This window comes from Vibrio sp. V43_P6S15P86 (genome assembly GCF_009904725.1).
In the GTDB taxonomy this organism is placed as follows: domain Bacteria; phylum Pseudomonadota; class Gammaproteobacteria; order Enterobacterales; family Vibrionaceae; genus Vibrio; species Vibrio diabolicus.
This window is the reverse complement of record NZ_WXWT01000275.1, coordinates 20243-32540: the sequence shown is the minus strand read 5'-3', so window position 1 is coordinate 32540 and position 12298 is coordinate 20243. Positions and strand designations below refer to the sequence as shown.

The following is a 12298-nucleotide window of genomic DNA, read 5'->3' as shown; positions in this document are numbered from 1 at the left end:
TGTTATATCAGCGGCTCTTTTCGTTGATGCATCTATTGTTTGTTGTTACCACATCAAGTCATCTGGCACGACGAAATCTGCGTATGGATCGTCTTCTGCTGGAATGTCCGATTCTGGTTCTTTCTGTTCGATGATGACGGACTCATCACGTTGAGCAATTTTATTCGCTACTCCGCGTGGAATGACAACGTAGCTTTCACCGACAATCGCAATGGCTAGAATGCCTTTAATCAACTGTTCGCGGATGAGAGCATCAACATACAGTGACTTAACCAAGGTGCCATGGGTGAAGTTGTACTTAATATCGCCATCTTTTAAGTCGATCTTGTTCATCTCAATCAATTGATTGATTTGCGCTTTGATCTCTTTATTCAAACGCTCGGCATTTTGCTGTTCGCTCAATTGTTTATCACGCTCTAACTGTTGGCGTTTATTCTCTTCAACCGCCGCTTTTACTTCGCGTGCTTGAACGCGTGATTTTTTAGAGCCTTTCTTCGCTTTCTTTAGTTTCTTTTCATTAACTAAGCCAGCTTTCAGCATTTGTTCTTGAAGGGTAAGTTTTGCCATGTTTCATCCAGTTAGTGCGCAATTTTGTGCATTTTAGCGAGTCCTTATCAGCAAGGAAAGGGCGATGATGACACGTCGGAGAAATTATCGGACTCAAGCAAACGCAATGCGTCCCAAAGCATCACTTGATTGGAGCTTAGTACAGGAATACCAAAGCGGCTTGAGAAATAAGGTAGTAGATGCATGACTCGCATGTTCGTGCATGAAATAAATACCGCGTCCACAGTGCAATCAATCGACTCAAGCAGCTGCGCTAAGGCATTTTCTACGTCTTGCCCTCCAATGGTTGGGATATGGGGATCGTAGTCGAGATTGAAATACCCAAAGGCCAGAACGTCAATGCCATGTTCGGTCATGGACTCATAAAGTGGGTGATTGACGTCATTGGTATACGGCGTCAGCATAACGATTCTTTGAGCTTGATGGTGTTCAAGCGCTCTCAGTGCGGCTTGCCAAGGGTTAGTTGTTATGGCTTCGGGTCTCTCTTGACGAATTAAATCAGTGATTTGATCGGAGCCAATGAGCACACTAGCTGACGTACAGCCAAACGCCATGACGTTGATTGGCCACATTGGCACGATGGTGCGTACACACTCGCGGATACTGTTTTGCATGTCTGTTAAGTGCAGAGGATCGACAGTACCTGTAGTGAGAAAGCGTGAAGTGTATAAGCGAACATCTGCGGGTAAATGCTCGCGCCATTCGTTTTCTAGCACATAGTCGGTCGCGAGTTGAATGAGTCCGATTGAACGTTGATAAGCGGATACATCCGCCGAAAACTCAAACTGAGTGGTTAAAGATTGAAACGTACAGAGCTCTGGCATGTTACGGCCCTCAAAAAGTGCGGTGGTTGCCCACCGCCAAAGTCACAGGGAATAAGTTACATCGTGGATTGAATTCTGGTGAGTTGTTGAACGGTATAGTCAGCGATTGCGGTGTCTTGAACGCCAGTCCCTGTTAAATCACATACCGAAACATCGTCAACACGCCTTGAGTAGGGGTGTTTGCCGCAAATGATGTCGCCAAGTTCGACTAGGCTACGGGTGAGCGGTTTGTCTACACTGCGTAATTCGCCAAGTGATTCTGACTGACTGATTCGATCAACCACCAGATGCTCAGCATTTAGGATGACTGAGGTGGCAAGCTCACGTTTATGAGGACTGTCTGAACCCATAGCGATCACGTGTGCTCCTGATGGGATATCTTCCCAATTCAGCAAAGGTTCTTTTGATGGCGTTGTCGTGACAATAATGTCGGCTTCTTGGCATGCTTGCTGGATAGAGGAGTGTACAGATACGGATAGATCGTATCGTTGCTCCATGCGTTGTTTGTAAGCCTGCGATTTTGTGTTGTCTCTTGCCCAGATGTTCACTTGGGAGATTGGCCTAACTAATTTTATCGCAGCGACTTGGAGTTCTGCTTGAAGCCCACTGCCAATAACCGTAATTTTGGATGCTTCTGAGTTCGACAGGTATTTCGCGGAGATAGCGCCGGCGAGAGCAGTACGAATGTCGGTTAGATACCCTTCGTCAAACAATACGCTATCAACCAGCCCTGTTTTCGCGCTAAAGAGCACCATCAAACCATTTAGGCTGGGTAGTCCCAGTTTTGGGTTATCAAAAAATCCTGGGCTGATTTTTATCGCGAAGCGCTCATTACCTTTGATATGCGCCGTTTTTACATCCACTTCGCCGTTATTCTCTTCAATTGCCATGCTAAGAACCGGAGGCATAGTGACGTTGCCTTGCCCAAGCGCTTTGAAGCCATTTTCCACGGCCGCTAACGCATTAAGATCTAACTGAGTCACTTGCTCTATCTGAGATTTATTATAGATTTTCATTCGCACGACCTCGGTTATTCTTTGACTTGGCGGCCCCAATTTTTAATGCCGTCTCAAAAGTGTCTGAAGAGACGTTTTTTCCACTGAGCACCAAAACGACTTTCTTACCGCGTAAGTCCAGTTGATGCTGGTGTATGGCGGCAAGCCCCACTGCGGCAGCGCCTTCTACGGCAAATTTTTCTGCATCGAAAATATCTGCCATGCCTTTGGCGATGTTGTGTTCACTGACTAAAAACGCTTTATCCATGACTTCTTGCACGAGTTTGAAGGTATAGCGATTGTCTAAACCTATGCCGCCACCTAAGCTGTCAGCAAACGATTCGTGCTCTTCAACTTGTACTGGTTTTCCTGCTTTAATGCTTTCTACCATCGCAGCGCCTTTGTCCATGGAAACGCCATACACGTTCACTTTGCTGCTGTTTGATTTTGCGGCTAAGCCAATACCACCAATCAATCCGCCGCCAGATAGCCCGGCGAAAATGACGTCGACATCAGGAAGATCTTCAATGATTTCTAGCCCAATGGTCCCTTGTCCGGCGATGATGTCTGGGTGTTCGAATGGTGAGAGATAGGTCATCGACTCGTCTTCTGTTAGCCTCAATGCTTCTCGCTCCGCGTCGTCTTGAGCTTGACCAACTATTCGAACTTCTGCGCCTAATGCTTTAATTGCGTCGACTTTGTTTTGTGGCACTAAATTGGACATACAAATCACGGTGCGGACTCCTAGTCGTTGCCCAGCATAAGCCACGGCACGGCCGTGATTACCAGTAGAGCAAGTGACGACGCCATGTTGTTTTTGTTCCTCACTCAGTTTGTTCATGGCATGAGTCGCTCCACGCAATTTAAAAGCACCAATAGGTTGTAGTGTTTCCAGTTTTAACCAAATTTCACATTGATATTGTTGCGATAACAGTGGTGAGTGAAGTAATGGTGTGCGACTGACTAATCCGTTAATCGCTTTCTTTGCGGCAAAGATTGCTTGTGTTTCCATGTAGTACGTCTCTTAGGACCGCCCCCTCTAATTTGGTCAGAGGGGGCGGTAATCGTTGGTAGGTTTGTGAGTTGGTTAATTCGCGGCTATTTTGGCTGCCACTGTTTAGACGTGACGAGGTTATCCATCACTTTATTGACCGCTTGGTGCGCTTTGTCGACAATAGTGTCGATGTCATTACGATTCGCGATAAGCGGTGGAGCAAAGCCGAGGATGTCACCATGTGGCATGGCGCGAGCGATTAAGCCTTGCTCTAAACAGGCTGCCGCGATTTGCGGACCCACTTTCAAGTTTGGATCAAAGTGGGCTCGGCGGAGTTTGTCTGAAGAAAACTCCAACGCATGCAACAAGCCAACGCCACGAGTATCACCGATCAATGGATGATCGTTAAACGTCTCCGCCATACGTTGCTGCAAGTAAGCGCCGACTTCGGCGGCGTTTTGCACCAAGCCTTCACGTTCAATGATATCGAGGTTGCAGTTCGCGGCTGCCGCTCCCATTGGGTGACCGGAGTAGGTATAACCGTGTCCGATAGCGCCCCATTGGTCGGTGCCGTTTTCTAGCACACTCCAAACTCGTTCACCGACGATCACGCCAGACAGCGGTTGATACGCAGAGGTTAACCCTTTTGCTACCGTGATGAGGTCCGGTTTCATGTCGTAGTGCAGCGAGCCAAAATCGGAGCCGAGGCGGCCAAAGCCGCAGACCACTTCATCCGCAATCAAGAGTACATCGTATTTGTCGAGTACTTTACGAATCGCCTGCCAGTACCCTTCTGGTGGTGGCACAATACCGCCAGTTCCGAGCACTGGTTCCGCAATCATCGCTGCGACCGTTTCTGGGCCTTCTTCCAAGATCATCGCTTCGAGTTGATCCGCACAATATTGAGAGAATTCAAGCTCAGACATACTCTCGTCTTCACGGCGATAGTAATACGGCGCCATGGTGTGCTTGATGCGCTCAAGCGGTAAATCAAAATGTGCGTGGAAAAGAGGCAGCCCTGTCATTGAACCCGAAGCGATACTTGAGCCATGGTAGCCGCGATCACGGGAGATAATTTTTTTCTTCTCTGGTAGACCACGAGCATTGTTGTAATACCACACCAACTTAAGTTGAGTTTCGTTCGCATCACTGCCTGACATACCATAGTAGACTTTACTCATGCCTTCAGGCGCCATTTTGATGATGCGATCTGACAGTGTCACTAGTGCTTCGTTGGTATGACCGACGTAAGTATGGTAGTACGCCAGCTCTTTGGCTTGTTCATAAATAGCATCGGCCATTTCAGTCCTGCCATAGCCAATGTTCACACAATACAACCCGGCAAAGCCGTCTATCAGCTCGATGCCTTCTGAATCGGTGATGCGTATTCCGCTTCCGCTCGAGATAATTCTTCCCGAAAGCTCCCCAGCCGCATACTGCTTCAGGTGGGTTGAGGCATGAAATACTCTCTGACGGTCGATCTCTAAAAGTTGTTGGGTTTTGTTGCTCATGATCCTTCTCCTCGAATAATTGGATATCCATATTTCGTGCCTTAACTGCCACTGACGGTTGGTAAAGCGCCTAAGCAGCAGTATTTGATTTCACTGTATTCTTCAAAGCCGTGGCGACTGCCTTCTCGTCCAAGCCCTGACTGTTTCACACCGCCAAATGGGATAGGGTGTCCAGTCATCTTGACGGAGTTCACGCTCACCATGCCAAATTCCAAACCACGCATGCAGCGCCAAATTTGGTGAATATCGTGGCCATAAACATAGGCAGCTAAGCCGTACTCAGTGTCGTTACTCATTTCAATCACGGTATCTAAGTCTTGGTAAGGCAATACGCCTGCCACAGGACAAAAATTCTCTTCGCGATACACCGCCATATCAGGGGTGACATCGGCTAGCAATGTCGGCGCGAAGAAGTTTTCGCCTGGTACGGGCTGGTGGTATCCCGCTACCAATCGCGCGCCTTTGTCGAGTGCGTCACGCACCAAATCATGCGCTTTATCCACCGCAGTGCGATTGATCAGCGGCCCCATGGTGGTTTTTTCATCTAAACCATTGCCTAAAACGATGTGGCTCATTTCTTTGGCAAACGCTTCCAAAAACGCTTCGTACTTATCTTCAGGGACGAAAATACGGTTTGCGGCCAAGCAGTCTTGTCCTGCTGTTTGAAACTTGGCATCCACGGCGGCTTTGGCTGCTTGCTCGACATCCATATCTGGCAGCACGATGAAAGGGGCATTACCGCCGAGCTCCATACTGCACTTCTTCACGGTTTGTGCCGCGTCGCGCAGCAGCAACTTACCCACTCGAGTTGAACCTGTGAACGAGAGTGCTTTGACTTTATCGGAGTGACACAAGGTTTGTGACACCATCACCGCATCGCCAGTGATCACGTTAAATACACCAGATGGAAAGCCGGCTCGGTCTGCTAACTCTGCCAAGGCCAATGCGGAGAAAGGCGTTTCACTGGCAGGTTTGATGAGCACCGGACAGCCTATCGCTAGTGCTGCGGCGGCTTTACGGGTGACCATTGCATTAGGAAAATTCCATGGTGTAATCAGAGCTGCGACACCAATCGGCTCGCGTACCGTCGATAGCTGCGCATTCGGAATATGACTTGGGATGGTTTCGCCATAGCTACGGCGTGCTTCCTCTGCAAACCAACGAACAAAGGATGCGCCGTAGTCGATTTCACCCAAAGCATCACCTAATGTTTTGCCTTGCTCCATAACCATCAAACGAGCAAGATCTTGTTTTGATTCTAAAATCAGATCGTGCCAACGCATGAGAATTTCAGCGCGTTCTTCTGCTTGCATTTTTCGCCATTGACGAAAGGCTTGGTCGGCTTCATCAATCGCTTGATAGAGTTGTTGCTGAGATAGCTTGGTAATGTAGCCGATGACCGTACCATCCGCTGGATTATCCACCGGATGAAATTGGTCACCACTTACCCATTTGCCATTTACGTACGCTAAACCTCTCACCAAACGTACGTCTTTCATTATCGCCATCATGTCGTGCGAGGCTTTTAATTCCTCAGCATGTAAGCTGTGCAGTGCTGTCATGAGTCCTTCTCCCAGCGTCGTTGTCCATAGTTAAACTGTAATGGAGAAGTGACCGAAATAATTTCTGATGCCGAGGTTTAAACCATCAAAACTTTCTTTTCCACACCGTTAGATATGGTGATTTTTCTGGTCGTCTTTTAAGCGTGTTTTCCCTTTTAGAACAAGGCGTTTTGGTTCACTTCTAATGTGCCTGCATCACGTTTGATTGTTTTCGTCACGATGTAAGTAAAGTAGCGCTCAATGCCCACTTCTGACTCTAACCAGTTGTCGATAAGCCGCTGATATTGATCAATATCTTCCGACTGAATTTTGAGGATGTAATCGACACCGCCGCCTGTGGCATAACAATCAGTGACTTCTGGTGAGTGTTGAACCAGTTGCTCGAAACGTTTGAACGCTTGGGCACTGTGCTCTTTGAGCGTAACTTCAACCATGACCGACGTTCGTTTGAACAAAACATCGGTATTTACTTTTGCCCCGTAGCCTTCAATGATGCCTGCTTCTTCCAGTTTTTTGACACGCTCCCAGCAAGGGCTCACAGATAGGTTGATGGCCTCGGCAAGGTGAGATTTGGTAATACGGCCATTGTCATGAAGTATTTGTAAAATTTTTACGTCGTAGCGATCGAGGCGCATAATTGGTCTCCCTGTAAAATACCAATCAGTTCAGAATAGTTGATGACTGGTCAACCGCTATAAGGTGGCCCGAAGGCCACTCCTTTTTCTGTTATTGATTCTGTTATTGATTGAACTCTTGTTCCAGTGAGCTCAGCACCGCTTTACCGCTGTCGCCTGTAAGCTCGATGTATTTGTCCCGCATTGGCATAGAGGCTTGTTTAAATGCTGCACGTTCGTCACTGTCGAGTTTGATCATCTGCATATCTGGTTTGGCTTGCTTAATTTGCTCAAGACGTTTTTGGTTAAACTCATCCTGTTTTTCAAATATAAAGTCAGTCATACCAGCGATGACTTTATTGACCTGATCTTGGCGGGCTTGTGGGAGGGTTTCGAACCAACTGTTGTTGGTAATGACAGTCGTAGTAAATTGTTGTTGTCCTGCCCAGATCATGTAGTCGTTCACTTCGTAGAACTTCATTTCTTCGATAGCAAAAACGGGGTTTACTTGACCATCGATCATTTTAAGTTGCAGAGCACCATAGACTTCTGAGTAGGGTAAAGGCGTAGGGTCGGCTCCAAACGATTTATAAGCCTCAACCAACATTGGCGATGCCATCACGCGTATTTTGAAGTTATCAAAATCTTTTGGAGAACGAATCTCACGGTTGGTCGTCCACACCATTTCACCTTCTGGATACATAGTGAGAAGTTTGAGGTTTTTCTGTTCTAGCTTTTTGCCGAGTGTGTCATAGATAGTAGGGCTTGAACTCAGCACTTTTTTATTCACATCATTGTCTTGCGAAAGGAGGTAAGGGATGGAGAAAACCTGCATTTCGGGCACGAATGAACCAAAAATACCTGGCGATGCGTTGGTAAATTGGATAATACCGTTCGCAGTAAGCTCGGTAAGATCTTCTGACTGACCTAATGTGCCGTATGGATAGACTTCCACTGTGACGTCTCCATCGGTTGCATTTTCGATGCGCTTTTTAAACTCTTGCGCATAAGCATCTTGCACCGAGCCTTTGACTTCTTCTAGAGCGAATTTCCACGTCTCAGCATAAACATTGCTGGTGGCAAAGCTGGCTGCGATCAGTACGGCACTCGTTAGGTAGCTGTGTTTCATCGGATTCATCCATTTCTTCCTTAATCAGTTTGTGAGTCAATTCACCAACGGCAGGTGATACACCAGACCCGATGTTGTGTCGTGTTTAGTAAGAGTTAGTTTAATTCGCCACAGTCTTCGGCAATTACGGCGACCGTGTCACCAATGTTGACCATGGCAGGGAAACGACGTGCAGCAAAAATCCCACTGCGCTGCGCTTTGTATTCGATTGGGTCGCTCCCTGTACGCTCGGTTGAATAGATTCTTGCCAGTACATCGTCTTGTTTGATGGTATCGCCAAGCTCAAATAAGTATTCGGTGATACCGTTGTGCTGGCTTTGCACGTAGCAACTTGCATCGGGCATATCAAGCAACCTAGTTGGCAGGGTTGGTTTTTCGTAATCACCTGATAAGTTGCCCGAAAAACGCAAGAAGTTACGAATACCACGGTCGGCATAAGCGATGGTTTCTGGAGTGCTGGTTCCGCCACCTCTGAGCTCTGTGGTGACGAAAATTTTGCCTTGAGATTCCACTGCGGTGTCGTACAGGCTAGTGGCGTCCATTTCGAGCAAGATCATGGTGTAAGGTGCGCCAAACAGTTTCGCACCTAAGATGCATGCTTCTTCTTGATCGAGGTTGTCGAGACGATGGGCTGCGGCGAAAGGCACGATGTCTAACGTTTTTCCACCTGAATGAATGTCTAACGCAAAATCGCACATGGGTACTAAGTAACGAGTAAAGTAATCCGCGATTTTTTCGGTCACTGAGCCTACAGGGTTTCCGGGAAAGCTGCGATTTAAATTCCCTTTATCGATAGACGATGTGCGCGAGGCATTTTGTACCGCAGGTAAGTTCATCATTGGCACAATAATGACGCGCCCTTGGATTTGCTCTGTTTGCAGCGAGTTTGCCAATTTAAGCAGGCTGGTAATGCCTTCGTATTCATCACCATGATTACCGCCAGTAAGCAGCGCCGTTGGTCCGTGACCATTTTTGATCACGGTGATAGGTATCATGATGCTTCCCCAAGCGGAGTCATCATGGGAATAGGGCAGCGCTAAAAAGCCGTGCTGCACGCCTTCTCGGTCAAAGTCTACGGTGGCTGTGATCGAGCTCTTTTGCATATCGAGTCCTTTTTGTTCTTAAGCCTAGTTCAACAGAACTTACGGTTTGAAAAGTTAGTGTTTAACAAATAAGTGGCGTGGGAAATCACACAGTGTTTTTGCACCATCACGGGTGATCACAATGCTTTCGGTGGTTTCTAACCCCCAATCTTCAAACCATAGCCCCGGCATAAAGTGGAATGTCATGCCTTCTTTTAATACGGTTTTATCGGTGTCTCGCAAGCTCATGGTTCGTTCGCCCCAGTCAGGAGGGTAGCTCAGACCAATTGGGTAACCACAGCGGGCGCCTTCACGTGAGAATCCTGCTTTATCGAGTACTTGGTTCAATGCATTGGCGATGTCGGCGCAGGTATTGCCTGGTCTTGCCACTTCTAAGCCTGCTTCGAGACCTAAAGTTAATGCTTCATCTGCACGTTTGAATTTGTCGTCCGGTTCTCCAAGAAAAATAGTGCGAGAGAGTGGGCAATGGTAACGGCGATGCGCGCCAGCGATTTCGAAAAAAGTACCTTCGCCTTTTTTGAAAGGTCTATCATCCCACGTTAGGTGAGGTGCAGAAGCATCAGAACCAGATGGCAAAAGCGGTACGATCGCGGTGTAATCGCCAAAGTGATCTTCATGCCCAAGTACTGCTTGGCGGTTAATCTCGGCGACAAGGTGATGTTTCGGCAATCCTGGCTCGATCATATCGAACGCGACGCGATGCATGTTTTCAACAATGCGAGCTGCGCGGTACATATAAGCCAGTTCTTGATCAGATTTAACGGCGCGACACCAATTGACTAGCCCGGTTGCATCGAGAAGTTGAGCATTCGGTAAGTGCGTGGTGAGTGACTCGTAAGCGGTGGCACTAAAGTAATAGTTATCTTTTTCCACACCGATACGGCCTCGATCCCAAAGACGCGGGGCAAGTACCGCTTCTACCAGAAAATCCATTGGGTGCAATGGTGGGTTCATCACATAATGGTCTGGGTAGTAGGTGATATTTTCTGCCGACATATATGCAGTTCTGTATGCCCCATTGGCATCTTGGCAGCGCCCAAACCAAACAGGCTCGCCAGATGATCCTACAACGACACATTGTGGGACATAAAAAGACCAACCGTCATAACCTGTCAGCCATGCCATGTTAGAAGGATCGTGAATGATAAGGACATCCAACTCTCGTTCTTCCATCGACTGCCGAACTTTTGTTAATCGGTCCTGGAATTCATCCAGTGTAAAATGCAAAGCAACGCCTCTCATATTTTCTCCTTGTTAAAAATCCGACGCCTTATGGGCCTTCGGAGACGTTGAGGTATTTCTACCTTCTACCAGGTCAGCCAGACCTGCGTTTAAAAACTATTGCAACTCACCACTGCGGCTGGGTTTGGATTAAACGATGCCATTTAACATGTTTGTTGAATCTATATTTTTCATGTCAATCATTACAATTGTGGCTCATTTTTGTGCATTACACCGCATTTGATGGCTAAAAACTCGCCATTTGTTAAATTGAAGTTACAATGAGCATTAAAAATGAATCAATTAAAATATTGTGTCATGACAATTTCTTTGAACCCGATCATTCGCCCAGGCACCGCTAAGTACATCTCCATTGGCAATTATCTTGTCGAATGTGTTCGCAGTGGTTACCTAAAACCCGGTACTCGACTACCCACACATCGTGAGTTTGCGGAGCAAATTGGCGTGAGCGTACAAACCGTCAGCCATGCATATGGTTATGCGGAGAAAAAAGGTGCGCTCGAGTCTTGGGTGGGAAACGGTACGTTTGTAAAGTCAGGCTTTGTGGATGAAAGCACGGACACGGAGTTCATGCTGACGCAAGAGATGAAAGAAACACCGGATGAAATTGATATGTCGATCGCTCATCCGGTAGTAACCGATCGCCACATTACGCTTTTTAATCAGGCGTTAATGGAAATTGCTGGGCAAACAAACAATCGCAGTTTGATCAGTAAAGCAAAGCCAGTAACAGGTCAGCCTCATCATATTGAGTCCGGAGCGCGATTTCTCAGTAGCCAAGGGTTGGACGTTGGTACCGATCAAATATTACTCACAAACGGTGCATGCCATGGCTTGACCTTGGCTTTAAGCACCGTTGTTGAACACAGTGATTTAGTCGCTTGTGGCCACTTAGTCGATCATGGCTTGATCTCTCGCTCGAGAATGCTTGGATTTAAGTTACAGCCGCTTGAGATGGATGAGTTTGGTATCACGCCGGATGCATTTGAATGGGCATGTAAACACAAACCAATCAAGGCGCTGTGTTGCACACCGAGCATGGCCAATCCGAATAGTGCGCATATGGATATTTCGCGCCGAGAGGCGATAGCAAATATTGCGAAGCAGTATGAGATCTACGTGATTGAAGATGACGTGTATGGGGCACTAGAGCCCAATCGTGTCCCACCTCTCGCCGCACTGTTACCCGAGCAGGCTTTCTATGTTACCAGTTTAACCAAAGTCGTAGCGCCAGGTATGCGTACGGGCTATTTAACGGTCCCACGTCATTTTTTGCAGCATGCGATTGGCCGTTTAGCTGCGACGAGTTGGTCTGCGACCCCGTTACCGTTTGAAGTCGCTCATTTGTGGATCGAGAACGGTACATTAAATCGACTTATTCGATTTCAAGTCAATGAATTTGCCAAGCGCCAGCGAATAGCAAAAGCCACTTTAGAAGGGCATGTTTATAGCTCACACCCTAATGGTCAGCACATTTGGTTGAGGTTACCCGAGCAGTGGAGCAGTGATGATCTGGTCGCTTCGGCTAAGCGTTCTGGGGTGCAGATAACGGGGTATAAACCTTTTGTTCTCGATACTAATCAGCCAATGCCTTACGTGCGAATCAGTTTGGGAGCAGAGACTAATCGAGGCTACATCAAGCATGGGTTATCTGTGATTGCAGAAATTCTCGATACAAACCCTCCAACCTCTCACTTTTTGGTCTGAGCAGTATGCTCTGACCAATTTTTTCTGCGAAAGCGCCAAGTTCAGAAAAT

11 protein-coding genes are annotated in these 12298 nt (G+C 47.3%); 1 reads left to right on the top strand and 10 read right to left on the bottom strand.

The features are described 5' to 3' along the window. Window positions 1-45: 45 nt before the first annotated feature. The 10 genes from CAG69_RS12480 to doeA all read right to left on the bottom strand — a co-directional run bounded on the left by CAG69_RS12480 (window position 46) and on the right by doeA (window position 10541). A complete protein-coding gene (locus CAG69_RS12480) occupies window positions 46-567 on the bottom strand; it encodes a DUF2058 domain-containing protein (protein WP_006741387.1) in 522 nt (173 codons plus the stop codon). Between the two features lie 47 nt (window positions 568-614). Next, window positions 615-1391, bottom strand: coding sequence for a maleate cis-trans isomerase family protein (locus CAG69_RS12475; RefSeq protein ID WP_114323418.1), 777 nt, complete (start codon window positions 1389-1391; stop codon window positions 615-617). Between the two features lie 56 nt (window positions 1392-1447). Further along, window positions 1448-2407: a cyclodeaminase gene (locus CAG69_RS12470; RefSeq protein ID WP_161444453.1), complete on the bottom strand. Its 960-nt coding sequence runs from the start codon at window positions 2405-2407 to the stop codon at window positions 1448-1450. Next, on the bottom strand, window positions 2394-3398 hold the full coding sequence (gene eutB / locus CAG69_RS12465; RefSeq protein ID WP_161444451.1) for a hydroxyectoine utilization dehydratase EutB: 1005 nt from the start codon (window positions 3396-3398) through the stop codon (window positions 2394-2396). Before eutB ends, CAG69_RS12470 begins: the two co-directional genes overlap by 14 nt. An 86-nt stretch (window positions 3399-3484) precedes the next feature. Continuing rightward, complete coding sequence (locus tag CAG69_RS12460; RefSeq protein WP_074190436.1) at window positions 3485-4891, bottom strand: aspartate aminotransferase family protein; 1407 nt, start codon at window positions 4889-4891, stop codon at window positions 3485-3487. A gap of 41 nt (window positions 4892-4932) precedes the next feature. Then, window positions 4933-6453, bottom strand: a complete 1521-nt coding sequence (locus tag CAG69_RS12455; protein ID WP_161444449.1) for an NAD-dependent succinate-semialdehyde dehydrogenase — start codon at window positions 6451-6453, stop codon at window positions 4933-4935. Window positions 6454-6608: 155 nt separating this feature from the next. Then, complete coding sequence (locus CAG69_RS12450; protein WP_006741393.1) at window positions 6609-7088, bottom strand: Lrp/AsnC family transcriptional regulator; 480 nt, start codon at window positions 7086-7088, stop codon at window positions 6609-6611. A gap of 103 nt (window positions 7089-7191) precedes the next feature. Continuing rightward, a complete protein-coding gene (locus CAG69_RS12445) occupies window positions 7192-8205 on the bottom strand; it encodes a TRAP transporter substrate-binding protein (RefSeq protein WP_161444447.1) in 1014 nt (337 codons plus the stop codon). Between the two features lie 86 nt (window positions 8206-8291). Further along, entirely contained in the window at window positions 8292-9299 is a 1008-nt protein-coding gene (gene doeB, locus CAG69_RS12440; protein WP_161444446.1) for a N(2)-acetyl-L-2,4-diaminobutanoate deacetylase DoeB, read from the bottom strand. 54 nt (window positions 9300-9353) lie between these two features. Beyond that, complete coding sequence (gene doeA / locus CAG69_RS12435; RefSeq protein ID WP_005392731.1) at window positions 9354-10541, bottom strand: ectoine hydrolase DoeA; 1188 nt, start codon at window positions 10539-10541, stop codon at window positions 9354-9356. A 273-nt stretch (window positions 10542-10814) separates the two neighbouring features. On the opposite strand from doeA, the gene ehuR reads away from it, so the two are divergent. After that, the gene (gene ehuR, locus CAG69_RS12430) at window positions 10815-12248 is read left to right on the top strand and encodes a MocR-like ectoine utilization transcription factor EhuR (protein ID WP_161444443.1); all 1434 of its coding nucleotides are present in this window, start codon (window positions 10815-10817) and stop codon (window positions 12246-12248) included. Window positions 12249-12298: the final 50 nt, after the last annotated feature.

Excerpts from the sequence above, each read along its gene's own strand:
- CAG69_RS12480 (WP_006741387.1), bottom strand. The coding sequence starts at position 567 with ATGGCAAAACTTACCCTTCAAGAACAAATGCTGAAAGCTGGCTTAGTT.
- CAG69_RS12475 (WP_114323418.1), bottom strand. The coding sequence starts at position 1,391 with ATGCCAGAGCTCTGTACGTTTCAATCTTTAACCACTCAGTTTGAGTTT.
- CAG69_RS12470 (WP_161444453.1), bottom strand. The coding sequence starts at position 2,407 with ATGAAAATCTATAATAAATCTCAGATAGAGCAAGTGACTCAGTTAGAT.
- eutB (WP_161444451.1), bottom strand. The coding sequence starts at position 3,398 with ATGGAAACACAAGCAATCTTTGCCGCAAAGAAAGCGATTAACGGATTA.
- CAG69_RS12460 (WP_074190436.1), bottom strand. The coding sequence starts at position 4,891 with ATGAGCAACAAAACCCAACAACTTTTAGAGATCGACCGTCAGAGAGTA.
- CAG69_RS12455 (WP_161444449.1), bottom strand. The coding sequence starts at position 6,453 with ATGACAGCACTGCACAGCTTACATGCTGAGGAATTAAAAGCCTCGCAC.
- CAG69_RS12450 (WP_006741393.1), bottom strand. The coding sequence starts at position 7,088 with ATGCGCCTCGATCGCTACGACGTAAAAATTTTACAAATACTTCATGAC.
- CAG69_RS12445 (WP_161444447.1), bottom strand. The coding sequence starts at position 8,205 with ATGAATCCGATGAAACACAGCTACCTAACGAGTGCCGTACTGATCGCA.
- doeB (WP_161444446.1), bottom strand. The coding sequence starts at position 9,299 with ATGCAAAAGAGCTCGATCACAGCCACCGTAGACTTTGACCGAGAAGGC.
- doeA (WP_005392731.1), bottom strand. The coding sequence starts at position 10,541 with ATGAGAGGCGTTGCTTTGCATTTTACACTGGATGAATTCCAGGACCGA.
- ehuR (WP_161444443.1), top strand. The coding sequence starts at position 10,815 with ATGAATCAATTAAAATATTGTGTCATGACAATTTCTTTGAACCCGATC.